This is a genomic window from Ruegeria sp. O5 (assembly GCF_056535105.1).
In genome coordinates this window covers 545,656-570,406 of sequence record NZ_JBQERN010000001.1, presented here as the reverse complement: position 1 = coordinate 570,406, position 24,751 = coordinate 545,656, and the positions used below count along the sequence as shown (strand labels likewise).

The 24,751-nt window shown below is 57.7% G+C and carries 27 protein-coding genes; 13 read left to right on the top strand and 14 right to left on the bottom strand.

Annotated features, from left to right (window positions below; translation table 11 throughout):
• Positions 1-8: 8 nt before the first annotated feature.
• A complete protein-coding gene (locus tag ACR0M3_RS02800) occupies positions 9-1,613 on the bottom strand; it encodes a peptide chain release factor 3 (RefSeq protein WP_267366522.1) in 1,605 nt (534 codons plus the stop codon).
• 109 nt (positions 1,614-1,722) lie between these two features.
• Between ACR0M3_RS02800 and ACR0M3_RS02795 the strand changes: the two genes are divergently transcribed.
• The 8 genes from ACR0M3_RS02795 to ACR0M3_RS02760 all read left to right on the top strand — a co-directional run bounded on the left by ACR0M3_RS02795 (position 1,723) and on the right by ACR0M3_RS02760 (position 9,162).
• On the top strand, positions 1,723-2,085 hold the full coding sequence (locus ACR0M3_RS02795) for a nuclear transport factor 2 family protein (protein WP_267366520.1): 363 nt from the start codon (positions 1,723-1,725) through the stop codon (positions 2,083-2,085).
• 72 nt (positions 2,086-2,157) lie between these two features.
• Entirely contained in the window at positions 2,158-2,937 is a 780-nt protein-coding gene (locus ACR0M3_RS02790) for an SDR family oxidoreductase (RefSeq protein WP_480909598.1), read from the top strand.
• Between the two features lie 2 nt (positions 2,938-2,939).
• Positions 2,940-4,052: a hypothetical protein gene (locus tag ACR0M3_RS02785; RefSeq protein ID WP_480909595.1), complete on the top strand. Its 1,113-nt coding sequence runs from the start codon at positions 2,940-2,942 to the stop codon at positions 4,050-4,052.
• Positions 4,053-4,158: 106 nt separating this feature from the next.
• Positions 4,159-5,208: a methyltransferase domain-containing protein gene (locus ACR0M3_RS02780; RefSeq protein WP_480909592.1), complete on the top strand. Its 1,050-nt coding sequence runs from the start codon at positions 4,159-4,161 to the stop codon at positions 5,206-5,208.
• A 107-nt stretch (positions 5,209-5,315) separates the two neighbouring features.
• Positions 5,316-6,383 carry an ABC transporter ATP-binding protein gene (locus ACR0M3_RS02775; RefSeq protein ID WP_480486463.1) on the top strand — a complete coding sequence of 356 codons (1,068 nt, stop codon included), beginning with the start codon at positions 5,316-5,318 and terminating at the stop codon, positions 6,381-6,383.
• Positions 6,384-6,497: 114 nt separating this feature from the next.
• Complete coding sequence (gene surE, locus ACR0M3_RS02770; RefSeq protein ID WP_267364192.1) at positions 6,498-7,280, top strand: 5'/3'-nucleotidase SurE; 783 nt, start codon at positions 6,498-6,500, stop codon at positions 7,278-7,280.
• Positions 7,277-7,927, top strand: coding sequence for a protein-L-isoaspartate(D-aspartate) O-methyltransferase (locus ACR0M3_RS02765; protein WP_209503723.1), 651 nt, complete (start codon positions 7,277-7,279; stop codon positions 7,925-7,927). Before surE ends, ACR0M3_RS02765 begins: the two co-directional genes overlap by 4 nt.
• 62 nt (positions 7,928-7,989) lie before the next feature.
• A complete protein-coding gene (locus ACR0M3_RS02760) occupies positions 7,990-9,162 on the top strand; it encodes a peptidoglycan DD-metalloendopeptidase family protein (protein WP_480480620.1) in 1,173 nt (390 codons plus the stop codon).
• A gap of 62 nt (positions 9,163-9,224) precedes the next feature.
• Here ACR0M3_RS02760 and ACR0M3_RS02755 read toward each other — a convergent pair whose 3' ends face one another.
• Both ACR0M3_RS02755 and ACR0M3_RS02750 read right to left on the bottom strand, forming a co-directional pair.
• Entirely contained in the window at positions 9,225-9,896 is a 672-nt protein-coding gene (locus tag ACR0M3_RS02755; RefSeq protein WP_267364189.1) for a helix-turn-helix transcriptional regulator, read from the bottom strand.
• A 21-nt stretch (positions 9,897-9,917) separates the two neighbouring features.
• Positions 9,918-10,223 (bottom strand): hypothetical protein, encoded by a 306-nt coding sequence (locus ACR0M3_RS02750; RefSeq protein ID WP_267364188.1) that lies wholly within the window; start codon positions 10,221-10,223, stop codon positions 9,918-9,920.
• 222 nt (positions 10,224-10,445) lie between these two features.
• Between ACR0M3_RS02750 and ACR0M3_RS02745 the strand changes: the two genes are divergently transcribed.
• The 4 genes from ACR0M3_RS02745 to ACR0M3_RS02730 all read left to right on the top strand — a co-directional run bounded on the left by ACR0M3_RS02745 (position 10,446) and on the right by ACR0M3_RS02730 (position 12,961).
• Positions 10,446-10,661 carry a twin-arginine translocase TatA/TatE family subunit gene (locus ACR0M3_RS02745; RefSeq protein ID WP_209503727.1) on the top strand — a complete coding sequence of 72 codons (216 nt, stop codon included), beginning with the start codon at positions 10,446-10,448 and terminating at the stop codon, positions 10,659-10,661.
• Positions 10,662-10,667: 6 nt separating this feature from the next.
• Complete coding sequence (gene tatB / locus ACR0M3_RS02740; RefSeq protein WP_209503728.1) at positions 10,668-11,126, top strand: Sec-independent protein translocase protein TatB; 459 nt, start codon at positions 10,668-10,670, stop codon at positions 11,124-11,126.
• Positions 11,123-12,001, top strand: coding sequence for a twin-arginine translocase subunit TatC (tatC, locus tag ACR0M3_RS02735; protein WP_267364186.1), 879 nt, complete (start codon positions 11,123-11,125; stop codon positions 11,999-12,001). Before tatB ends, tatC begins: the two co-directional genes overlap by 4 nt.
• Positions 12,002-12,118: 117 nt before the next feature.
• The gene (locus ACR0M3_RS02730) at positions 12,119-12,961 is read left to right on the top strand and encodes an ATP-binding protein (RefSeq protein WP_267364184.1); all 843 of its coding nucleotides are present in this window, start codon (positions 12,119-12,121) and stop codon (positions 12,959-12,961) included.
• A gap of 60 nt (positions 12,962-13,021) precedes the next feature.
• Here ACR0M3_RS02730 and ACR0M3_RS02725 read toward each other — a convergent pair whose 3' ends face one another.
• The 10 genes from ACR0M3_RS02725 to alr form a co-directional block, all read right to left on the bottom strand.
• Positions 13,022-13,666, bottom strand: coding sequence for an SDR family NAD(P)-dependent oxidoreductase (locus ACR0M3_RS02725; RefSeq protein WP_267364183.1), 645 nt, complete (start codon positions 13,664-13,666; stop codon positions 13,022-13,024).
• Positions 13,667-13,708: 42 nt separating this feature from the next.
• Positions 13,709-13,957, bottom strand: coding sequence for a hypothetical protein (locus tag ACR0M3_RS02720; RefSeq protein ID WP_209503732.1), 249 nt, complete (start codon positions 13,955-13,957; stop codon positions 13,709-13,711).
• A 298-nt stretch (positions 13,958-14,255) separates the two neighbouring features.
• A complete protein-coding gene (gene purF / locus ACR0M3_RS02715) occupies positions 14,256-15,779 on the bottom strand; it encodes an amidophosphoribosyltransferase (RefSeq protein WP_267364182.1) in 1,524 nt (507 codons plus the stop codon).
• Between the two features lie 653 nt (positions 15,780-16,432).
• Positions 16,433-17,026 (bottom strand): CvpA family protein, encoded by a 594-nt coding sequence (locus ACR0M3_RS02710; RefSeq protein WP_267364181.1) that lies wholly within the window; start codon positions 17,024-17,026, stop codon positions 16,433-16,435.
• 40 nt (positions 17,027-17,066) lie between these two features.
• Entirely contained in the window at positions 17,067-18,428 is a 1,362-nt protein-coding gene (gene radA / locus ACR0M3_RS02705) for a DNA repair protein RadA (protein WP_480480631.1), read from the bottom strand.
• 67 nt (positions 18,429-18,495) lie between these two features.
• Positions 18,496-18,945, bottom strand: coding sequence for a paraquat-inducible protein A (locus ACR0M3_RS02700; protein WP_480909589.1), 450 nt, complete (start codon positions 18,943-18,945; stop codon positions 18,496-18,498).
• A gap of 77 nt (positions 18,946-19,022) precedes the next feature.
• Positions 19,023-19,505, bottom strand: coding sequence for a cytochrome b (locus ACR0M3_RS02695; protein ID WP_267364177.1), 483 nt, complete (start codon positions 19,503-19,505; stop codon positions 19,023-19,025).
• A 98-nt stretch (positions 19,506-19,603) separates the two neighbouring features.
• Positions 19,604-20,350, bottom strand: coding sequence for an ABC transporter ATP-binding protein (locus ACR0M3_RS02690; protein ID WP_480485443.1), 747 nt, complete (start codon positions 20,348-20,350; stop codon positions 19,604-19,606).
• Positions 20,347-21,129: an MlaE family ABC transporter permease gene (locus ACR0M3_RS02685; RefSeq protein WP_209503739.1), complete on the bottom strand. Its 783-nt coding sequence runs from the start codon at positions 21,127-21,129 to the stop codon at positions 20,347-20,349. Before ACR0M3_RS02685 ends, ACR0M3_RS02690 begins: the two co-directional genes overlap by 4 nt.
• On the bottom strand, positions 21,126-22,160 hold the full coding sequence (alr, locus tag ACR0M3_RS02680; protein ID WP_480909586.1) for an alanine racemase: 1,035 nt from the start codon (positions 22,158-22,160) through the stop codon (positions 21,126-21,128). Before alr ends, ACR0M3_RS02685 begins: the two co-directional genes overlap by 4 nt.
• A gap of 240 nt (positions 22,161-22,400) precedes the next feature.
• Here alr and ACR0M3_RS02675 point away from each other — a divergent pair, with 240 nt between their 5' ends.
• Positions 22,401-22,940, top strand: a complete 540-nt coding sequence (locus ACR0M3_RS02675; RefSeq protein WP_480909583.1) for a GNAT family N-acetyltransferase — start codon at positions 22,401-22,403, stop codon at positions 22,938-22,940.
• Between the two features lie 157 nt (positions 22,941-23,097).
• Here the strand turns inward: ACR0M3_RS02675 and ACR0M3_RS02670 are convergent, their stop codons facing one another.
• Positions 23,098-24,588 carry a replicative DNA helicase gene (locus ACR0M3_RS02670; RefSeq protein ID WP_267366870.1) on the bottom strand — a complete coding sequence of 497 codons (1,491 nt, stop codon included), beginning with the start codon at positions 24,586-24,588 and terminating at the stop codon, positions 23,098-23,100.
• Between the last annotated feature and the right edge of the window lie 163 nt (positions 24,589-24,751).

Sequence of the window (24,751 nt, the reverse complement as noted above, 5' to 3'; positions counted from 1 at the left end):
GAGTTGGATCACACCATCATCTCTTTGGTGGCGGTCAGGTTCAGGGCGGGATAGTCCCGAACCACCCGGTCGATGTCCCATTGCAGCCGGGTCAGATAGACAATGTCGCCGTCATGGTCGTGCGCGATGTGCTGCTTGTTTGCATTCACAAACTTTTCGACCTCGGCCTTGTCACCGCTGACCCAGCGGGCCGAGGTGAACTGAGACGCCTCGAAACGCACGGGCAGGCCGTATTCCATCTCGATCCGGCTGGCGAGCACTTCGAATTGCAACGCGCCGACGACACCCACGATAAAGCCTGACCCGATCGAAGGTTTGAACACCTTGGCCGCGCCTTCCTCGGCGAACTGCATCAGGGCTTTCTCCAGATGCTTGGCCTTCATCGGATCACCCGCACGGACGCCTTGCAGCAGTTCCGGCGCGAAAGAGGGGATGCCGGTGACGCGCAGCGCCTCACCCTCGGTCAGCGTGTCACCAATGCGCAACTGGCCGTGGTTGGGAATGCCGATGATGTCACCGGCCCAGGCCTCTTCTGCCAGTTCCCGGTCAGATGCCAGAAACAGCACTGGGTTTGAAATCGCCATCGGTTTCTTTGACCGCACATGGGTCAGTTTCATGCCGCGTTTGAAATGGCCTGATGCCATGCGGACAAAGGCCACCCTGTCGCGGTGCTTGGGGTCCATATTGGCCTGCACCTTGAAAACAAAGCCCGCGACCTTCTTTTCATCCGGCGATATCTGGCGGGGTTCGGCGGACTGAACCTGCGGCTGTGGGCCATAAGCGCCGATGCCTTCCATCAGTTCCTTGACGCCGAACGAGTTGATGGCCGAGCCGAACCAGATCGGTGTCATATGCCCTTCAAGCACCGCCTGCGGGTTCAGCGCGGGCAGCAACTCGCGCGCCATCTCAACCTCTTCCAGCAGCTTTTCCAGCAGGTGCGCAGGAATATGTTCCGACAGTTTCGGGTCATCAAGCCCGTTAATCTCGATGCTCTCTGCCACCTTGTTGCGGTCGGCGCGGTCCATCAGCTCCAGCCGGTCGCGCAGCATGTCGTAGCAGCCGATGAAATCACGACCTACGCCAATTGGCCATGCGGCGGGGGTGACGTCGATGGCCAGCATCTCTTGAATTTCGTCGATGATCTCGAACGTATCGCGGCTTTCGCGGTCCATCTTGTTACAGAAGGTCAGAATCGGCAGATCACGCAGGCGGCAGACCTCGAACAGCTTTTGCGTCTGGCTTTCGACACCCTTCGCGCCGTCGATCACCATCACGGCCGCATCCACGGCCGTCAGCGTGCGGTAGGTATCTTCCGAGAAATCGCTGTGGCCGGGCGTGTCAACAAGGTTGAACCGGAAATTGCCATAGTCGAACGACATGGCCGATGCGGAAACCGAGATTCCGCGATCCTTCTCCATCTGCATGAAGTCCGAGCGTGTCCGCCGGGCCTCGCCCTTGGCGCGCACCTGACCAGCCATCTGAATGGCGCCCCCGTAAAGCAGGAACTTTTCAGTCAGCGTCGTCTTGCCCGCATCCGGGTGCGAGATGATGGCGAATGTCCGGCGACGGGCAATCTCGGGCGGCAGGGCAGGTTGGTTCGAGGTATCAAGCATGACCGCGCGTATAGGCGGGGAATCCTGCCGAAGCAAGACAAAGGGGGTGGTTCGAATCACAGGCTTGTGGTTATAAGAACATATAGTGAACAAATTGTGGAGAAGACCAATGGATTTGAAAGAGATTGCCAATGAATTGGTGGCTGGCTGCCGTGAGGACCGCGCCAAGGAAAATCTTGAGAAATTGTATGCGTCGGACGCAGTTTCTGTTGAAGCGGTCGATTACTCAGGTATGGGGCGCGAAATACAGGGGCGTGACGCGATCCGTGGCAAACATGAATGGTGGGAAGGAGCCCACGAGGTTTCTGGCGCTTCGGTCAGCGACCCGTTTGTGCACGGCGAGGACCGCTTTGCGGTGATTTTCGAAGTGCAGGGTAAGGTAAAGGAAACCGGCGAAGCCTTTGATATGCGTGAAGTGGGTGTCTATCACGTCGCAGATGGCAAGATCGTACGCGAAGAGTTCTTCTACTGATCCCAAGCCGTTTCTGGTCTTCCCTGTCTGGCCGATGCTAGACATGCGGCAATGACTGACAGGGAGGATCCGATGGACCTTGGACTAAAAGGAAAGCGCGCGCTGGTCTGTGCCAGCAGCAAAGGGCTGGGTTTGGGCTGTGCCGAGGCTTTGGCTGAGGCTGGCGTAAATCTTGTGATGAATGCGCGTGGTTCGGACGCTTTGGAGAGCGAGGCAGCACGCCTCAGGTCAGAGCAAGGTGTCGAGGTACAAACAGTCGCTTGTGACGTGACGACTGCGGAAGGGCAGGCGCAGGTGATCGAAGCAGCGCAGGGCGTTGATATTCTTGTGACAAATGCCGGCGGCCCGCCGCCGGGTTTATGGTCGGATTGGGGGCGTGATGATTTCATCAAGGCGCTGGATGCCAATATGTTGACCCCCATTGCGTTCATGAAGGCGCTGCTTCCCGGAATGATGGACAAAGGTTGGGGCCGGGTTGTGAACGTCACCTCGCAATCTGTGCGCGCGCCAATTGCGGTGCTGGGGCTTTCGAATGCAGCCCGCACGGGTTTGACCGGATATGTCGCGGGAACTTCACGCCAGGTTGCACCGCATGGCGTGACCATCAACAACCTGCTGCCCGGCATTCACGCGACGGATCGTGCAGATGCGCTGGACAGCGGCGTGGCTTCCCAGCAAGGCATCTCGACCGAAGACGCACGCGCAAACCGTTCGGCAACCATTCCCGCGCGACGCTATGGAACACGGCAGGAATTCGGAGCAGCCTGCGCGTTCCTGTGCTCTCAACATGCGGGGTTCATCGTTGGTCAGAACATTCTACTGGATGGTGGCGCAACCAATTTGACGATGTGACCATGGCACAAGGGTTTTCGTTGAAAGATCAGATGTTCAACGCTGAGAAAGTAAATTATCTCAGCGGTTTGTTTTCCGATTCTCATGCAGAATTTGATGCCCCGGCATTCCGATCTGCGGTCATGTCGCGATTGCTGGATCTAGAGTTGAAGGATCGGATCATCTGGATCGCCACATGCCTGCAACAGGCGGTACCCGGTGATTTGCCTGCTGTTGCCCCGACGATCCTGCGTGCCTTGCCTGCACCTTTGGACCCAACGAAGAATGATGACGACTTTGGCGATTTCATCTTTGCGCCGGTCGGTGAGTGGGTAGCGACCATAGGTCTTGAGCATGTTGATCTGGCTTTAGACGTGATGGAGGAACTGACACAGAGGTTTTCCATGGAATGGGCAATCCGTCCGTTCCTGAACCATGACCCGGACCGGGTGTTGCGGCGGATGCAGGACTGGTGCTCTCATGACAGTTACCATGTGCGCAGGCTGGTCAGCGAAGGGACGCGCCCCCGATTGCCATGGGGGCAGGCGGTCGCATTGGGTTTGCAGGACCCGCTGCCGTTGCTGGACAAGTTGCACATGGATTCGACGCGGTATGTCACCCGGTCCGTATCCAATCACCTGAATGACATCACCAAGAAAGACCCGGATCTGGTATTGGATCGCCTGACGGCGTGGCGCAGCCAGGGTCATCAGAATCAGGACGAGCTGGACTGGATGACGTCACACACCCTGCGCGGGCTTGTGAAAGCGGGGCATCCTGAAGCGATGAAGATGTTAGGCTATGATCCGGAAGCGGAAATCGAGGTCGCAGTCAACCTGACCTCCGAAGCTCGGATTGGGGACGCTCTGGCCTTTTCGGTCACTTTGAACGGGTTTGGAAATCTGCCAGTTCTGGTTGACTATGTCATTCATTTTCAAAGACCTGGCGGGAAAATCTCAGCCAAGGTGCACAAGTTGAAGCAGGCGGCTTTGAAGAACGGGAAACTGACGTTGGAAAAACGCCACAAGTTGAAGGGCGACGCCACAACATTCAAGTTGGTTCCCGGCGCACACCGGCTTGAGGTTCAGGTGAATGGCAAAATTAGCGCGGGCGTGGACTTCGACCTGCTTGGGTAATACCGCGCAGGACCACTCACGCTTTCGTCAAAAGCGCCTTCGCCGGATTGCGAACTCCCGGCGCTTGCATTAGCTCGGACATGACCATTTGCGAGGGAAAAGCGCGATGAAACATGAATCGGTGCAGAACTATTACGGTGAAGTCCTGCAAAGCAGTGCTGACTTGCAGACCAATGCGTGCTGCACGCCCGACGACATGCCCGGTCATGTCAAAAAGATCCTTTCAAAGATTCATGACGACGTTCTGACTCGCTACTATGGCTGCGGTCTGATTGCCCCACTTGATCTGGAAGGCATGTCGATCCTCGATCTGGGGTGTGGGGCCGGGCGGGATGTATATGCCTTGTCCGCCATGGTCGGCGAGACGGGCCGGGTGGTGGGGGTCGACATGACGTCCGAACAATTGGACGTCGCCCGCGCGCATCAGGAGTATCACGCCCAAGCATTTGGATATGCCCGCAGCAATGTGGAGTTCCATCACGGCTATATCGAAAAACTGGATGAGCTTGATCTGGAACCCGGATCGTTCGATATCATCGTCTCGAACTGCGTAATCAACCTGGCCACGGATAAGAATGCGGTTCTGCGCGGCGCGCATCGGTTGTTGAAAGAGGGCGGCGAGATGTATTTCTCGGATGTCTATGCTGACCGCCGTATTCCGCAGGCGATGGCCGAAGACGAAGTACTTTATGGCGAGTGCCTGTCCGGCGCGCTTTATTGGAATGATTTCCTGTCAATGGCTCGAACGGCCGGTTTCGGCGACCCGCGCCGTGTGACGCACCGTCCGCTGACGATCGAAAATCCGGTATTGGAAGAGCGTGTTGCGCCGTTGAAGTTCCTGTCCGCGACATACCGACTGTTCAAACTGCCCGCATTGGAACCGGCTTGTGAAGATTATGGGCAAGCCGTGATCTACAAGGGAACCGTGCCGAACGCACCGCATGAATTTGTTCTGGATGACCATCACGTTATCGAATCCGGCAAGGTGTTTCCGGTCTGCGGCAACACCTGGATGATGCTGAAAGACACCCGATTTGCCCGTCACTTTGACTTTGTCGGCGATTTTTCGACCCATTATGGCATTTTCGAAGGCTGTGGTGGCGAAAGCCCTTTTGAAGCCGTGGGTGCATCTGTCGCTTCTGGCGGGTGTTGCTGATCCCTTGCACCTGAGGGGCGGGGTTGCTATCCCCGCTCAAGCCCGATGGATTTGATCGGGAAAGGCAACGGGGTCCATCGGTGACAGGTAACGCAATTCCACCGCGTCTGGAAATTCGCAACATTATCCGTCGGTTTGAGGGGCGGGTTGTTGTGGATGATGTTTCGCTGACCGTTCAGGCAGGCAAGGTGACTTGTCTGCTGGGGCCGTCGGGCTGCGGGAAATCCACTACGTTGCGCATGATCGCCGGGGTCGAGATGCAGGACTCGGGTGAGATTTATGTTGATGGCAAGCTGATCTGCGACACCGTGTTCCGGGTGCCTCCGGAACGGCGCGAGATCGGACTGATGTTTCAGGACTTTGCACTGTTCCCACATCTGAGCGTGGCCAAAAACGTAGCCTTCGGCCTTAAGGGCAACAAGGACGAAAAACGCGCCCGGGTCGAGGAGTTGTTGCAGAAGGTCGACCTGATGCGGTTCATCGATGGTTTTCCGCATCAACTATCAGGTGGCGAGCAACAACGCGTGGCGTTGGCGCGTGCCCTGGCGCCGCGCCCCCGCATTATGCTGATGGACGAGCCGTTTTCGGGCCTCGACAACCGTTTGCGTGATGGTATCCGTGACGAAACGCTGGCCATTCTCAAGGAAGAAGATGCCGCCGTACTGCTGGTCACGCACGAGCCGGAAGAAGCGATGCGCATGGCCGACGAGATCGCCCTGATGCGGCGTGGCAAGATCGTGCAACAGGGCGCGCCCTATAACGTCTATACGCGTCCCGCAGACAAGGCAGCGGTGGCGTTTTTCAGTGATGTCAACGTTTTGCGAGCGCAAGTGAATGGCGCATTGGCGGACACGCCCTTTGGTCAGTTCCTGGCGCCGGGCATTCCGAATGGTACGGATGTCGAGATCGTTTTTCGCCCTCAGCACATCAAGCTGGACTTTGACCGCAACGGCAAGGGGCCATTGCCGACACCAACAGATGGTGTGGCAGCCCGTGGTGTCGTTGAACGTGCGCGATTTCTGGGCAATGAAAGCCTGGTGGAGTTCCGCATGGACTATGATGGTTCGATCCTGAGGGCGACGGTTCCGAACGTGTTTGTCCCCAATCCGGGCCGGGTGATGTGGCTGACCATCCGCCGCGACAGATGTTTCGTTTTTCCCGAGACTAGGCGCTGATCCTTCGATTTCCGCCCAAGTGGTGCGCGAAATCCTCAGATTGCGGGGCCACGTCGCTTGCCGCAACGCAGGCCCGGGTCTATCAAGAGCCAAACGCGGGGGTAAATCGGGCACATGCGAATTCTTCTGACCAATGACGACGGGATCAATGCGCCGGGCTTGATCACGCTTGAGGCGATTGCAGCTGAGCTGGCCGGACCGGATGGAGAAGTCTGGGTGGTCGCGCCCGCGTTTGAACAGTCCGGGGTCGGGCACTGCATCAGCTATACCCACCCGATGATGGTCGCCAAGCTGGGAGAGCGGCGCTTTGCAGCCGAAGGATCGCCTGCCGATTGTGTATTGGCAGGGCTTCACGATGTCATGTTGGATACCCCTCCCGATCTGGTTCTGTCCGGCGTGAACAGGGGTAATAACTCGGCCGAAAACACGTTGTATTCCGGTACGATCGGCGGCGCGATGGAAGCGGCATTGCAGGGCGTCCCAGCGATTGCCCTGTCGCAATATTTCGGCCCTCGCAACCTGGGCCTAGACGACCCGTTTGAGGCAGCCGCCCGGTATGGTGCAGATCTGGTGCGCCGGATTCTGGACGCAACTCCGGCAGAACAGGGTGATTACCGGCTGTTCTACAATGTGAATTTCCCACCGGTTCCGGCAGACGATGTTCTGGGCACGCGGATTGCGGCGCAGGGGTTTCGGCGCGATACGCGTTTTTCGGTCGAACCGCACAGTTCGCCTTCGGGGCGGAGGTTCCTGTGGATCAAGGGCGGCTATCAGCACAATCCGACCGCACCCGGAACGGATGCGGCTGTTAATCTGGAAGGCTATATCTCGGTCACGCCGATGCGCGCTGACCTGACTGCACATGACATGCTGGAGGCATTGAAGGCGGTCGAATGAGCGGACTGGACCCTGAAACTGTAATGCAATTCCTGTTTGCCCTGCGCAAACGGGGGGTCACGGATGCGCGCGTGTTGGCTGCGATGGAGCAGGTGGACCGCGGTCGCTTTGTCACCGGCCTGTTCGCAGGGCGCGCTTACGAGGACATGCCGCTGCCGATTTCCTGCGGTCAGACGATCAGTCAACCCTCGGTCGTTGGTCTGATGACGCAGGCCCTGAACGTGAGGCCCCGGGACACGGTGCTCGAGATTGGGACAGGTTCGGGTTATCAGGCAGCTATCCTGTCCAAACTGGCCCGCCGGGTCTACACAGTGGAACGCCACAGGCGGTTGGTGAGCGAAACAAGCAAGCTGTTTGCCGACCTGGGCCTGACGAATATCACTTCGATGTTGTCGGATGGGTCATTTGGCCTGCCGGAACAAGCCCCTTTTGACCGGATCATTGTAACAGCCGCAGCCGAGGATCCTCCGGGCCCGCTCTTGGCGCAGCTGAAAATCGGGGGTATTATGGTTTTACCCGTGGGCCAGTCGGACGCGGTGCAGCAGTTGATCAAAGTGACGCGCACCGAAGATGGTCTGGACTATGACGAATTAACGTCTGTCCGTTTCGTGCCCCTTCTGGAGGGGCTTGGAAAGGACGAGGCGTAATAGGCTTAAAGAATTGGTCGCCGGAACTCCGGGTAACAGGGGCAGGCGTTGAGGACAGAATTATGAGAGCAGTATCCAAATCAGCAATGCGCCGCTGTGCGACCGGGGTGGCCGCTCTGGCCATTCTGGCCGGGTGCGAGGGGCCTCTGGATTATGACCTTCGCGGGCAGATCGGTGGCTTTTCGACCACCAATGCAGCGCAATCCGCGACGGCATCCCGCCCGGCACCAGACAGCAGGGGTGTCATTACCTATCCGAACTACCAGGTGGTCGTGGCGCGCCGCGGCGATACGGTGCGGGACGTGGCCGCGCGGGTTGGCCTGCCCGAGGGCGAGCTTTCGCGTTTCAACGGTCTTCAGACAACGGACACGCTAAGAGAGGGTGAGGTTCTTGCACTGCCACGCACTGTTGGTGCTGGCAGCGGTGTGGACATCGCGTCGGTTGCCGGGTCGGCAATTGATCAGGTGCCGTCGTCGGGTTCGGTTCAGACCACAACACTGGAACCCGCGAAACCGGCACCAACACCCGCGCCGGTGTCAGCTGGGCCGGAGCCGGTCAGGCACAAGGTCAAGCGGGGTGAGACGGCCTATACAATCTCGCGCCTCTACCAGGTGCCGGTTGAATCTCTGGCGGAATGGAACGGGCTGGGATCTGATTTTACCGTGCGTGAAGGTCAGTACTTGTTGATTCCGGTCAAGAACCAGCCAGCGCCCAGGAAAAATGCGGCTAGTGCCGCGCCCGTTCCCGCCACGGAGGTGACGGAACCGGGACAGGGATCACCGACGCCGACGCCACCCAGCGCTACGCAGCCCTTGCCGGATGAAAAAGTTGCGCCTTTGGCCGAGGCCCCCGACGTGACCGCCGAAGCGCCAACCAATACGCGCACTTCCGCGCTGTCCCTGCCGGTTGGCGGCACTATCATTCGCGGCTATGACAAGGGCAAGAATGAGGGCATCGACATCGCTGCCGCGCCGGGTACGTCGGTCACAGCAGCCGAGGCTGGTACTGTCGCGGCGATCACAGCGGACGCGGATCAGGTGCCGATCATTGTGGTCAAGCACAACAACGATCTTCTGACTGTCTATGCAAATGTCGACAAGATCACCGTCAAGAAAGGCGATAAGGTACGCCGTGGTCAGAAGCTGGCTCAACTGCGGGGCGGCGACAATGCCTATGTGCATTTCGAAGTCCGCAAAGGATTCGAGTCCGTAGACCCGGAACCTTATCTGAAGTGAGACTAGATGGCCCGTACCGGGCCATGCCTTCGGCGAGAGTATTTCTGAAAAGATGAAGCCTGTCAGACGTACGGGTCATAGTCGCTCAGGCGCTTTCCAGGTTCGTCGGCGAAGATCTCCGGAAGGGGTGAAACAGCTTCGATCAGGTCGATTCGAAAAACACGAAATCCGTTGCGCAGCTCACACCAGGCGGTAAGGGTCCAGACCCTCCCCCAGTATTCCATATGGAGCGGGCGGATGGTGCGTTCAGTCAAAACGCCGTCGATGCGGCGATAAGACAGGTGAAGTTTCTGACGTGATTTGATGGCTGCGCGGATCGGTGCCATATGGGCAAGGCCCCTTGCGGCATCGGCAAACGGGTAGACCGCGAATTTCCAGCTGTCCGCCTCGGCCACGACCTGCGTTGGCAAAACAGCGTCGATCTTGTCGGCAAGCGATTGTGCGGCAGCCTTCAGGTCAGTATCCGCGGCCTCAGCCACGATGGCCATGCCAAGATTCAGCGCCTCAAGCTCGGCTGTGGTCAGGTTCAACGGGGGCAGGGTGATCTGCTCGCGCACCATGTAGCCGACACCGCGCTCTCCCTCGACTGGAACGCCCGAAGCAACAAGCGTATCCATGTCGCGATAGATGGTGCGGACCGACACCTCAAGCCGGTCCGCAATGTCCTGCGCGCGGTGCAGTTTGCCATCGCGCAGGATCTGGATGATATCGAACAGGCGGTCAGTGCGGCGCATGACACGCCGTTCTGACTGCGTTTAGGCAGTCATGTTCCATAGGACTTTCTCGTGACGCATCTGGATACTATCGGGATTGATGACCGCCATCATGCCTGCCGCACATTCCTGTTGCGGAAACTGCGCAGCGGCGTCCTCTGCCGCTTTCAAATCGGTCCAGACAACATAATCGGTCCAGCGACCATCTTCGCCCTGGCTAAGCTGCCGATGGGCGAAGCCCGGCGCGCTGCGCACAAAGGCCTCAGAGGCCTGACTGAGTTTCACGAACTCTTCCGGTGTGGTGCCATTGGCCAGGGTGAAGGTGACGATTTCAGCAACGTGGGTCATTTAAATCTCCATTGACCTTGTTTCGATGCCAAATCCCTAACGGATAGCAACTGACATAAACCTGTCAGTTGAAAATTGCGACCCTTTAGATTCCTCGCGTTTTCCAAAATTTTTACCCGCAACCCGTAGCAGATGCCTTTTGAGACCAGCGATCGAGGCGTAAAGACTGAGTCAGTTGATGTTCCCGGCGCGCAAACGTGCCGACGAAATAGGAGAGAAGACATGCTCAACAATATCGGCCTTCCTGGCCTGCTGCTAATCGCCGTTGTGGTTCTGGTTCTGTTCGGGCGCGGCAAGATCAGTTCGCTGATGGGCGAAGTTGGCAAAGGCATTACCGCGTTCAAGAAGGGTGTCAAGGACGGTTCGGAAGAGCTGGAAAAGGACGCTTCTGAGCTGGCCAAGGACGTCACACCTGAAACCGAGAAAGACAAGGCGTAAGCGCGGATGTTTGATCTGGGCTGGACCGAGCTTCTGGTCATCGGCATCGTTGCCCTGATCGTTGTGGGGCCAAAGGACCTGCCGGTGCTGTTCCGCAATGTCGGACGTTTTGTCGGCAAGGCACGCGGAATGGCGCGCGAGTTCAGCAGCGCCATGAACGAGGCCGCCGATCAGGCCGGGGTGAATGAGATCAAGAAAGGTCTCAACGCTGCCGTGAACCCTGTGGGATCGGCCATGGACGGTGTCAAGCAAGCCGCGCAGGAGATGGCGAAAAGCATCGATCCTACAAAGTTCGACCCTGAAAGCGAAACGGGTAAACTGGCGGCCGAGCGGGCCGAGCAGGCCAAAAAGGTACAGGCATCAGCCGCCCGTGCCACCGCCGAGCGCAAGGCCAAGGAAGCAGCCGATGCACTGGCCAAGGCAGAAGAGGCCGAAGCCGCGCTGAACACTGAAAGCAAGACATGAGCAAAACCGACGAGATTGACGATTCTTCGGCCCCGTTGATCGAACATCTGGCCGAACTGCGCACACGGCTGATCCATAGCGTTGTGGCGTTTCTGGTCGGTATGATCATCTGTTTTTCAGTGGCGACGCCGATCTTCAATTTCCTGACCAATCCCCTGTGTGACGTTCTGGCTGAGCGCGGGCAGGATTGTGGCCTGATCTTCATCTCGCCACAGGAAGGGTTCTTTGTTGCGATCAAGGTTTCCTTATTGGGTGGGTTCATTCTGGCATTTCCCTATATCGGGATGCAGATGTGGCGCTTTGTAGCACCGGGCCTCTACAAGTCCGAGAAAAACGCGTTCCTGCCTTTCATGCTGGCTTCGCCCTTTATGTTTCTCCTGGGCGCAAGCTTTGCCTTCTACGTCGTCACGCCTCTGGCCTATGACTTTTTTCTCGGGTTCCAGCAATTCGGGGCTGAGGGTGAAGCCGTGGCCGATGGGGTCAATGCGGCACCGCTGAGTGTGGTGTTCCAGGGCTCAGCCCAGGAGTATCTGAACCTGACGATCAAGTTCATCGTGGCCTTTGGGTTATGTTTCCAACTGCCGGTTCTCCTGACTCTCATGGGGAAGGCAGGACTGGTCAGTGCCGAGGGGCTGGGCGCTGTTCGTAAATATGCGGTGGTCGGCATTCTGGTTCTGGCCGCAGTCGTCACACCACCGGATGTCATCACACAAATCATTCTGTTTGTGGTGGTCTACGGTCTGTACGAGATTTCGATCTTCCTGGTCGCGCGAGTAGAAAAAAAACGCGAGGACCAGTTGCGCGCTGACGGTTATTACGATGATGAAGCGGAAGCGGATGATGACCTGATGCAGGAATTCGAAGACGACAAGTAAATCTGCCGACGAAAATAAACGGGCGCGCCATCCGTGGGCGCGCCTTTTTCTTTTGAAACTCTTGTTGTGCCAATTGGAACGTGCTTTGAACCCCTCAAGACAAAACCGGAGGCCCATATGGACGACCAAGCCCTGAACCGTATCGCCGAGGCGTTGGAACGCATGGCACCGGCTCCTTTGGCGGCGCCTGATTTTGCCGTTGCTCCGGCATTTGTGTGGCATGTCGAACCGGATCGACTGGAACCTGTTACACATGTCAACCGGGTCGATCTGGATCTCCTGGTCGGCATCAATCGCTCTCGCGACACGTTGATGGACAATACGCGCCGGTTTGCAGCAGGGTACAAGGCAAATAACGCGCTGCTCTGGGGGGCGCGGGGGATGGGAAAGTCCAGCCTTGTAAAGGCCGTGCATGGCTCTCTGAGCGCTGATTATGCCGACCTTAAACTGGTCGAATTGCAGCGCGAGGATATGGGAACGGTGGCGCGGTTGCTGAACCATCTGCGCGCAGCGCCCTACAGGTTCATACTGTTTTGCGATGACCTGTCGTTCAGCCACGATGACCAGCACTACAAATCTCTCAAGGCTGTTCTGGATGGTGGTATTGAAGGCAGGCCAGAGAATGTGGTCTTCTATGCCACTTCAAACCGTCGCCATCTGATGCCGCGGGATATGATCGAAAACGAACGCTCCAGCGCCATCAATCCTTCCGAGGCGGTCGAAGAAAAAGTCTCGCTGTCGGATCGCTTCGGCCTGTGGCTTGGGTTCCATCCCTGTGATCAGGACGAGTATCTTGCGATGATCGACCGCTATTGCGCCGCCTATGGCGTTTCTGTTGATGCAGAGATCTTGCGCGCCGAGGCAATTGAGTGGCAAGCCACGCGCGGGTCGCGCTCTGGCCGTGTCGCCTGGCAATTCTTCGTCGATCTGGCTGGGCGCAACGGCGTGCATATCGCCTGATCCAGGCTTCACCTGGCTGCAAATATCCCCGCCAGAGGCATGGCCCGTCAGGGCCATTTCCTAAAGCAGTGCCAGAATCCGCGCAGCTTCATCCTTGGTGCTGTTCAACACGCTCCGGTCTTCCCCGGGATGAAAACGCGCACGGACGGCCGTGGGCATCGGCGCGGGTTCGACAACCGAAACCCGAGGACCGGTGCGTTCGGTTTCGACGGCCCAACTGCGGGCCAGAGCCATCTGCGCGGCCTTGGTGGCACCGTAGATGCCATAAAACTTCTCGCCAGCTTTCGGATCGTCAAAAAACACCGCATGGCCACTCTCGCCCAGAAGGGGTGAGACATAGGGGATCAGAACCGAGGTCGCGTTTGCATTTGTGTTGATCGCCTTGGCCCATTCCTTGGGGTCAACAAAATGCACTGGCGTCAGTGCTGATGTGTGGATGGCTGTGTGCATCCACAGGTCAACCTTGCCCCAACGGTCATGGATGCCACGACACAGGGTCGCCATGGCGTTTGGATCGGTGATGTCCATGGGGGCCAGAGTGGCTGACCCGCCCTTCGCCTTGATACGATCGTCCAGCTCTTCCAGCCCGCCGGTGGTCCGGGCGACGGCGACGATATGGTATTCAGGTGCCAGCGCTTCGGCCAGCGCAGCGCCCAACCCGCGAGAGGCCCCGGTGATAAGGGCGATTTTTGTCTGATCGGTCATGGCTGCGGTTTGAACCCCTGCGCGAGGGGCGTCAAGTCGCGATTAGCTTCCGGGAATGGCGATCCGCTTGGTCTGGCCGCTTTGTCGCAGCATGATGCCCTGTTCGTCGATTGCTATCACCGTACCCGAGGCGACACGGCTTCCGGGTTCAACCTCTTTCACGCGGCCCGATGACAGGCGTACCAAGGCGTGCAGTTCGGTTTTGGGCCCGAACACCCCCAGAACAGAAACAGAGTTCTTGTTTAACGCGCCCTGCTGTGTGGCCGCGCTTTTGACATTGGTGTTTGACATGGTCCGTGGCCCGGCATGAGTTCCGAACCCCTTATTTCGAGTGAGTGGTTGCCGCCCGATACCAAAACGATCAGGTAAGCAAAAGACCTTCACATACTCCACGATTCACGACGTAGCGACCTTTTTGTTAGTCCCTGTGATCGTGCAAGAATCGCCGCCGGGTTGTGGCAGATTTCCACTCATCGGTGGAACAGTATAGATGCGAGCCACCCTGAACAGGGTTGTCCTTTCTGCATGCCGAACGGTTTGATTCGCGGTCTGAACAGAAGCTGGACGTGCACTCGGTGGGCGGAGTCTTTCAGCCTGAGGCGAGTTTAGCCGCATTCCACGACCCGCCCGGAACCTGCATATCCGCGCGTTTCTGGCTGACACGGCTGCTGTTTTCCAGACTGTCCAGGTAATCCGCGCTAACGCTGCCTGTAATGTAATTGCCATCAAAGCAGGAACAATCAAATCCCTGGATGTCCGGGTTGCCTTCCTGGGCCGCCCAGATCAGGTCCTCCAGATGCTGATAGAACAGTGCATCGGCGCCCAGCTCTTCACGGATCTCTTCGATCTCTTTGCCATTTGCGATCAGCTCGGCCTTGGTCGGCATGTCTATGCCATAGACATTGGGGTATTTGACCGGCGGCGAGGCGCTGGCCACATAAACCTTCTTGGCCCCGGCATCGCGGCACATCTGAACGATCTTTTTGATGGTGTTGCCGCGCACGATGGAATCGTCGATCAACAGAACGCTGTGGCCTTCGAATTCCAGCGGAACGGCGTTCAGCTTGCGGCGGACGGATTTCTGTCGCTCGGCCTGACCCGGCATGATGAAGGTACGCCCGACATAGCGGTTCTTCACCAACCCCTCGCGATAGGGGATGCCGGTGATTTTTGCCGCTTCCAGTGCCACGGGGCGGGCGCTGTCGGGTACGGGAATGATCCGGTCGATTTCCAGGCCCGAGTCCTGAATTTGTTTCGCCAGCGTCTGTCCCATGCGCATCTGGGTTTTGTAAACCGAGACACCGTCCAGCAGAGAATCCGGACGCGCCAGATACACATACTCGAAGATACAGGGTGTCAGCTTACCTTCGACCGCCTGAAACTCGTGCATGTTGCCTTTCAGGTCGATCAGGATGGCCTCGCCCGGGCGCAGATCGCGCAGCTTTTCAAAACTGTTGATGCCAAAGGCTACGTCTTCCGAAGCAAAGGCATAATCGTCCCCCTGACCGTCGACATTGCGCTTTGCGACCGACAGGGGCCGAATGCCAAATGGATCGCGGAACGCCAGCATGCCAACACCAGCCACCAGACAGATTACCGAGTAGGCACCTTGAACCCGTTCCATCGTCATCTTAACACCGGCAAAGATGTTTCGGATCGGATCCGAATTGCCGTTCACCTTGATGGCGTCAGCCACTTTGTCGGCCAGCACGTTCAGCAGGATTTCCGAATCCGATGTGGTGCGCAGGTGGCGACTATATTTCCCGGTCACTTTCTCGCGCTGTTCCGCTGTGTTGGTGATGTTGCCGTTGTGAACAAGATAGATACCGTAGGGTGCGTTCACGAAGAAAGGTTGCGCTTCGGCCGCGCTGAGTGATCCGGCCGTGGGATAACGAACATGACCCATGCCGATATGACCCAGAAGGGTTTCAGCATCCTGGGCGTTGAACACGTCCTTGACCAACCCATTGGCTTTCTTTTCCCGGAAGAATTCGCCGTTGTAGGTCACGATCCCGGAGGCATCCTGACCCCGGTGCTGTAACATCAGCAACCCGTCATAGATCTCAGCAAAGACATCATGTGTCCGGCTTGCGATTCCTAAAATCCCACACATTCAAGGGGCTCCAACTTCTATGACGATATCATTCGAGGATTGACCGCAGTTCGGCACCGAACTTTCTGCATCTTCAGCGCGGAAATGTTCGCTACACAGGAACAAGACGCCGTTAGGGCGACCATCACTGCGATCAGCGCGCATTCATACAGAAAGTACAAGATGGGTGGCTCCGATTCCGTGGCAGGTTGGCCCCCACATAATGCCTATTGGCGTGGCTGTCATCAAAGGATCACAATAGCCAAATGCCGCAGGCCAAGTTTGCGTATGTCGACGTAGAAAAACGAAGATGGTGACATGCGCAAACATATGTGCTGTCATGCATTTGATTGCATACATTAACTGCTAAAACTCAGCACCTCGGGGGGACCTGAATGTGGCAGCATAAACCTCCTCACAAGAACCAGGAACGGATCAGGCAGCGGTGCCATCGGTGCCGAGGATTGGGGCGCGCATCGTGCCAGATCTGTAACGGAGCGGGTGAGATCGCCAAAAGCAGAGATATCTTTGGAAAACCGATCTTCAGTCGATGTGACGGGTGCTTTGGTTTGAAAACAATCCGCTGTACCGTGTGCGGTGGCGAGGGGTTTGTCTGATCTGCAACAAAAAAGCCCGGCAGGGCCGGGCTTTCATGAATTGGTGATCTGCCTCTATCAGCCGTTGGAAGGTGCAGTTGTTGCCGGTTCAGCGTTTCCTGCCGTGCAACTGGCGACCAGCTGTTCATACTGAGTCGTAACCCACCCCAGAGCCGCCTCGGGGTTTTGTTCCTCAATCTGGCCGCTGAACTGTTCAAACACCTTGGCCGACCGGCTTTCATCAACAATTGTGTAAGACTGGCCGGTCATCACGGTGTCGTAAACGAAGAATGCGATCGCAACCAGAAGAATGCCACGAGCGATGCCGAAGAACAGCCCCAGAGCCTGATCCAGACCGCCAAGGGCCGAGCGCTGGACCAGTGATGAAAACAGCGGTGTGAAGATACTGACCACGATCAGCGCCACCGCAAAGACCGCTGCAAACCCGGTGATCACGGACAGTTCGCAACTGTCACGCAGGAAATCTCCGACGACCGGGATTTCCTTGACCAGAGGTACAGCCTGCGGGGCGAAGATGAACGCCAGAACGGCCGCCGCAACCCAACCCGCGATGGCCAGAACTTCGCGCATGAACCCACGCGAGTAGGCCAGCAAGCCTGACAGCACGATGATCAGGGCAACCACCCCGTCGATTATTGTAAAACCTTCCATGGCCCTCGCCTGTTCTTTTTCTGCCCCTCAAGGCGCGACTTTAACCTGCTCCGAAGGTTTCGCCAACAAACCCCACCAAATCTGAGGGTCGGGTGAGTGTCAGACCTGCCACAGTACCGGTTTTGCCACCTGCCGGAGCTATTGCCGCTGTGAAACCAAGTTTTTGTGCTTCTTTCAACCTGTTTTCTGTCTGCGGAGCCGGTCTAAGTGCCCCGGATAGCGAGATTTCCCCGAAAACGACGGTGTCTGAGGGCAGGGCCGTGTCTTCGCGTGCGCTCAGCAATGCAGCAGCAACGGCCAGATCGGCGGCGGGTTCACTGACTTTCAACCCGCCGGCCACGTTCAGATAGACGTCGAGACCGGCAAAGGGAATGCCGCAACGCGCTTCGAGCACGGCAAGGATCATCGCCAGCCGCCCGCTGTCCCAGCCCACCACTGTCCGGCGTGGTTGCGAATGGGGGGACGGGGCGACAAGGGCCTGCAATTCGACCAAAACGGGCCGTGTGCCCTCAATCCCGGCAAAGACCGCAGAGCCAGGGCTGGGCGTACCGCGTTCGGACAGGAACAAGGCCGAGGGGTTGGTGACCTGCGACAGCCCTTTGCCTGTCATCTCGAACACGCCAATTTCGTCGGCGGGACCAAAGCGGTTCTTGACCGCCCGCAGGATACGAAACTGGTGGCCGCGCTCGCCCTCGAAATACAGCACCGTATCGACCATGTGTTCGACAACACGGGGGCCTGCGATCTGGCCTTCCTTGGTGACGTGTCCGACCATGATGATCGACACGCCGTGCCGTTTCGCAAAGGCGGTCAGTTCATGAGCAGCCGCCCGGACTTGCGACACGGACCCCGGCGCGCTGTCGACATTGTCGGCCCACATGGTCTGGATCGAGTCGATGATCGCCAGACCGGGTTTCTCGGCTTCAAGCGTGGTAAGAATGTCGCGCAGGTTGGTTTCGGCAGCAAGTTGCACCGGCGCATTTTCCAGCCCAAGGCGGCGCGCCCGCATGCGAACCTGCGCACTGGCTTCTTCACCCGAGACATAGATTGTCTTGACGCCAGCACGGGCAAAGCGGGCGGCCGCTTGCAGCAGCAGGGTGGATTTACCGATACCGGGGTCGCCGCCCACCAACAGGGCAGATGCGGGAACAAGCCCGCCGCCAAGCACCCGGTCCAGCTCTTCCACGCCGCAGAGCGTGCGGGGTGGTGGCGTTTCCTCGGTCGACAGGTCGGTGAGCGTCATCGACCGCCCGCGTTTCGAGCCCAGCGATTTCTTGGCTGGGCCTGCCGACAGAGGTACGTCCTGGATGATCGAGTTCCACTCGCCGCATCCGTCGCAGCGGCCCGACCAGCGGGAATGGGATGCGCCGCAGGCGGAGCAGGAGAAGGTTGGTTTTGCCATGACGTCTTGGTGCCCGAGGACGGGCGGTTCTTCAAGCCCTTGCAGGGCTTTCCTCTTCGTCAGCGCCCTATGTCCGGGCGTTGGTTTTGCAGTGGCGTTCGGTGAGAATGCCCAAAGCGATGGAGGCAAGGATGCAGGCCGTGAACAGGTAGAGACCCCATGCGGTCTCAACAGTGGCGTAAGAGATACCTTTGGCCAGCGTGATGTAGAGCGCGATCAGGAAGATATCCGCCATCGCCAGCTTGCCTAGGATACTCAGCGCAGGCTGCACACGGGCATCTAGCAGGTTCCACTGTATCAGCGCGGTGCCAATGGTTTTGATGTAGGGCGCGAAAAGGGCGAAGATGGTGACGATCAGCGCAAGGAAGATGTCGGATTTCCAAAGCGACTGGAGGCCGGTGATGACGCTGATTTCGCTAAGGCCAAAGATCGGCAGAAACCCTGCGCGCATCAGCGGGGCGAACCACGCGATGGGGTAGAAAACCAAAAGTGACAGGGTTGCGAAACGCAATATCATGGCGGCCAACGCTATTATGTTTGACCGCCTGACATTACGGTGTTGGATCGTGGGTTCAAGGATGCTTGTTCAAAAGCTTATCCTGCGCGCTTCATACGAGCCATCAGGTTGGTTTTAAGAATGAACTGATGGAACAAGGCAGCCAGAAAATGCAAGACAATCAGAACAAGCATTAGCGTTTTCAGGATTTCATGCACTTCGGCGGACGCTGCTATCCCACCAAACCAGGCCAAGGCACCTGAGGCGGGCACCAGCACCATCAACGCATAGAGTGAGAAGTGCGTGATATGTGCGGCGAGCTTCATCGCGGCTGTTTCTTTTTCCGGTAGCGGCGGCGCGCCGCGGGTCAGACGTAGTGCAATCCGCCAAATCGCGAGCGCAAGGACAAGCAATCCTCCGAATACATGAAGAGCAACTGGTGCTTGAAAAGAGACAGGCAATCCGCGTTCGAATTGATCCCAGGCTTCAGACATCGGCTCGTGAAAGAGAAATTGAATTGCGATCAGAACGAAAATGACCCAGTGAAGGGCGATTTGCGCGCGAGAATACGAAGTAGGCATGGGGAAGCTCCGACAAACTTTAACGTTGCGCTGGTTTAACGCAAAACTGTCAGATTTCCGTCGATGATTTTTGATTTATTTGTCCAGCATCACTGCTATCAACGCACCGCCTCAATCGGCCCCTCAGCGCTCCCGCTGATGAACTGCTCCACATAGGGATCACCTGAGGCATCCATCTGGCTGACCGGGCCGGTCCACTGGATCACCCCTCCGTGCAGCATGGCCACGTTGTCAGCAATCGCGCGGACGGAGCTCATGTCGTGGGTGATGGTCATCGCGGTGGCGCCCATCTCAGTTACGATCTCGCGGATCAGGTCGTTGATGACGCCGGACATGATCGGGTCGAGGCCGGTGGTGGGTTCGTCAAAAAAGATAATCTCAGGCTCGGCGGCGATGGCGCGGGCAAGGCCCACGCGTTTTTGCATCCCGCCTGACAGTTCTGCCGGAAAACGGTCGGCCACGTCGGATTTCAGGCCCACGCGGCGCAGTTTTTCGATGGCGATCTCGCGCGCTTCCTCGGTTGGACGTTTCAGCGAGCCGCGCAGCAGGCGGAAGGCGACGTTCTGCCAGACGGTCAGCGAGTCGAACAGCGCACCGCCCTGAAACAACATTCCAAACCTGGCCAGAAACGCATCCCTGTCACCGGATTGTGCATCTTTGCCGTCCACGTAGATCACGCCACTGTCAGGGTGGATCAAACCCAGAATGCACTTCAATGCCACCGACTTGCCGGTGCCCGAGCCGCCAATGATCACCATTGAGGTGCCTTTGGGAATCTCAAGGTTCATGCCTTGCAACACACGGTTGTCGCCAAAGGCTTTATGTACGTTCTCCATCCGGATCATAGCGAGAAGAACACCCCCGTGAGAACAAAGTTTGCGGCGAGGATCAACACGGCTGCGGCCTCGACCGACCCTTTGGTAGCGCGACCGACACCCTGTGCGCCACGGCCCGAGTTCATGCCGTAATAGCAACCCATGATAGCCGCGATCACGCCAAAGGCCGCGCCTTTGACCAGAGACGATACTATGTCGCGCATCTCAAGGAAATCGACCGTGTTTTTCAGATACGCCGCCGGGTTGAAGCCCAGATTCTGCGTAGCGACAGTGTACCCGCCCGCAATCCCGATAACGTCACCTACGGCGACCAGTGCAGGCACGGTGATCAGCGCGGCCAGCACACGTGGAGCAGTAAGGTATTTCATCGGATGGGTCGACAGCGTGACCAGAGCGTCGATTTGTTCGGTCACTTTCATCGTGGCGATCTCGGCCGCGATGGACGAGGTCACGCGCGCGGCGATCATCAGGCCGACCAGAACCGGGCCAAGTTCGCGCACCATGCCGATAGCGACGATCTGGGGCACGACGGCCTCGGCGTTAAACCGTGCACCGCCCGCATAGATTTGCAAAGCCAGCGCGCCGCCGGTGAAAATGGCGGTCAGGCCGACGACGGGCAGGGACAGCCAGCCGATATTCAGCAGGGCCATCCCGAATTCACGCGGATAGAAGGGTGGGCGCAGGATGTGCGACACTGCATCAAGCGCGAACAGGGCCACCCGGCCAAAGGCCGCAAGCAGGCCCAGCACGGTGCGGCCCAGCCCCCCCAGCGCGCTGATTGGGTTCATTCCACGTAGCCCCGCGAATAGCGACTGCCCATTGATGTCAGGATTTCATAGCCAATTGTACCAGCAGCCTCGGCCAGATCATCAACGGTTTGATGACCGTTGAGAATGCGCAGGCGCTCCGGGTCTTTCGGCAGGTCCGTGACGTCCACGGTTATCAGGTCCATTGAGATACGTCCAACAACTGGGCAGGGTTGGTCGCCCGCAAATGTGTCGATGCCGCCGCCAATAGCGCGATGCAGGCCGTCTGCATAGCCGGCAGCAACGGTGGCGATCCGGGACGGCCGTCGCGCCACCCAGGTGTTTCCATAACCCACGGTCTCGCCCACGGCCAACTTGCGCACCTGGATGACAGGAAGGTCTACGGTTACGACAGGCTTTGCACCGACAAAGGGCATTCCGCCATAAAGACCAATACCCGGGCGACAGAAGTCAAAATGAAACTCAGGCCCCAAAAGCATCCCGCCCGTCGCTGCCAGGGAGCGCGGCGCAGCGACCCCATCAGTCATGTCGCGGAAGGTTTTCAGTTGTTGCTGGTTCATCGGGTGTTCCGGCTCGTCCGAGCAGGCCAGATGAGACATGATGAGTGCCGGGTTCAAGGCTTCGGCCTTGGAACGCAACTCAGCCCAGTCAGCAGGTTCAAGACCAAGCCGGTTCATACCACTGTCCAGTTGGATACCAAACGGGTGGTCGGGCAGGGTCTCTGTATGGCGTAGAAACTGTTCTGGCGAGTTGATCAGCGGTATCAGGTTGTTGCCGCGCAGCAGATCGGCATCGCCTTCCATATGTCCCGAAAAAACGAAAATCATCGGGCCGGGGCCAACGGCCTCGCGAACGGTTGTGCCTTCTTCTGCAGCAGCCACGAAAAACTTGCGAACACCTTCTTCTGCCAACGTGTCGCTGACAGGTCCTGCGCCCAGCCCATAGGCATCTGCTTTGACCACGGCACCGGTTTCGACCCCGGTTTTCGCGTCGAGTGCCCGCCAGTTTCTGGCGAGGGCCTGAAGATTGATCGTTAAACGTGCAGTACTCATGGGACTGTTCATGACATTGCGCCGTCCAAGGTCAAGAGGGAAAGGGCTTTTTCCGCGACAGATTGCGCCCATCAAACGACAGGTATGGCGGAAAACACCCAAAAAAGCAGACATTTTGGCGACTTACTGCTGTGCTAGGCCGTTTTCGGGATTGTCTTCACATAGGTGTTAAAGTGATCTTGTGAACAAGATCGTCCCATCGCGGCAAAAAACGGTGCGGCGGCATATCCCGAGGAAATCATGGATTTTTATACCGAACAAACGCCAGATCCGTCCGAAACAGCCCGGTTTTTCGCAGAAGTATTTTCGGCGTCGGAAGGTCCGGACGAGGGGGCGATTATCGAAGCTTTCGTGCAAGAGATGATCGATACCACCCCACCACAGGACCTGATGGTGTGCACCGCGCGACGCGATCAGGTGCTGCTTGGTTGTGCCATCTTTTCCCGAATGCTGTTTCCACAGGATGCGCGCCGGGTATTTATCCTGTCGCCTATGGCTGTCCGAACAGACAGGCAAAAAGCCGGGATTGGGCAGGCTTTGATTGCTTATGGTCTGGATTGCCTGCGGGCATCAGGCGTGAACGTGGCGCTCACCTATGGTGATCCCGCTTACTATCGAAAAACAGGTTTCGAACAGATTTCTGAGGCCACTGCACAACCGCCGCTAAAGCTGAGCCATCCGCATGGCTGGCTGGGGCAGTCGCTGGATGGTCAGGCACTTGCGCCACTCAGCGGCCCGTCGCAATGTGTTTCCGCGTTGAACAATCCGACGCTTTGGTGAGTGCAAGGTTCAAACTGTCAGTGAATAGGCGGGCAGAACTTATTCTTGGTTCGCGCATCAGATCCTGAATTGTGCGAAAGGTTCACAGAACCTTTTTTGCTTTGCCAACAATCAAAAGAAGGTCAGGAAAACCCAAGTAAGGCTGTCCTTTTCGCGATCAATAACCTTCGATTTCACCACCCTGCTGCCAGGGTTTGACAAGATTACCGAACCGGGTGAATTGCGCCTCGAACGATAGCTCGACCGTGCCGATAGGACCGTGGCGCTGTTTGCCAACGATAATCTCGGCCTTGCCGTGCAGGCGTTCCATGGCCTGTTTCCATTCTTCCATCTTCTCAAGCTCGTGATCGCCGGGTTTTTCACGTTCTTTGTAGTATTCCTCGCGGAATACGAACATCACAACATCGGCGTCCTGTTCGATCGATCCTGATTCACGCAGGTCTGACAGCTGCGGACGTTTGTCGTCTCGGTTTTCGACCTGGCGGGAAAGCTGCGACAGGGCAATCACCGGAATGTTCAGTTCTTTGGCGATTGCTTTCATGCCCATTGAAATCTCGGCAATCTCGTTAACCCGGTTGTCGGACATGCCGCGGCACAGTTGCAGATAGTCGATCACCAGCAGGTCCAGCCCATGTGTGCGTTTCAACCGTCGCGCGCGTGCGGCAAGCTGAGAAATCGGAAGGGCGGGCGTGTCGTCGATAAAAAGCGGGCAGGCTTCAAGTTCTTTGGCCGCATCAACGAAACGGCGGAATTCGGCCTCGGTCATGTCGCCCTGACGGATTTTGTGGCTAGAGATTTCGGACGCCTCAGCCAGAACCCGCCCGGCCAGCTGTTCGGCGCTCATCTCAAGTGAGAAAAAGCCGACGACCCCGCCGTCAATTGCGCCTTCGGAACCATCCGGTTTCAGACCGCGTTTGTATGCTTTGGCCACGTTGAAGGCCACGTTGGTCGCCAGCGAGGTTTTCCCCATCGACGGACGACCTGCGAGAATGATCAGGTCCGAGGGGTGAAGACCACCCAGTTGTTTGTCGAGATCGACCAGACCGGTCGAGATCCCAGCCATGCCGCCACCGCGCTGGTAGGCTTCGTTGGTGACATTGACGGCTTCTGTGACCGCCTTGAGGAAGGACTGGAACCCTTGTTCGGTCTGGCCCTGCTCGGAAAGCTGATAAAGCTGTTGTTCGGCCTCGACGATTTGTTCTTTCGGTTCGCTGGCTACATCGACCCGCGCGGCCTTGTCGGAGATGTCGCGGCCCAAGCGGATCAACTCGCGCCGGATGGCGAGGTCATAGATCATCTGGGCGTAATCATGTACCGCAAAGGCACTGATCGACGCGCCGGCCAGTTTGACCAGATAAGCGGGCCCGCCCAATTCCTTCAGGCCCTCATCCTCGGCCATGAAGGATTTCAGCGTCACAGGCGAGGCCAGCGCGTTCTTTGCAATGCGTGCGGCCGCGACCTCATAAATGCGGGCATGAACCGGGTCATAGAAATGCTCGGACCCAATGATCGAAGCGACCCGGTCGTAAAGGTCGTTATTCGTCAAAATTGCACCCAGAAGCTGCTGTTCAGCCTCAATGGAATGCGGCATGGTTTCGGCGTTCTGAATATGCGCCGCTGCCTGCTCGATACTGCTGATCTCGTTCATAATGTCCCCGCTGCCCGTTCCGAGGTTCTACACGCCACGCCCCGGTTCAAGCTATCTGCAAATGAATGGGGGTAAGTTGGTATAACTGCCCCCCGCCTTGGGATAACTGCCCACCTCAATGGGGATAACTTAGCACCAGTTTTACACGGGCGCAGCGTTATCG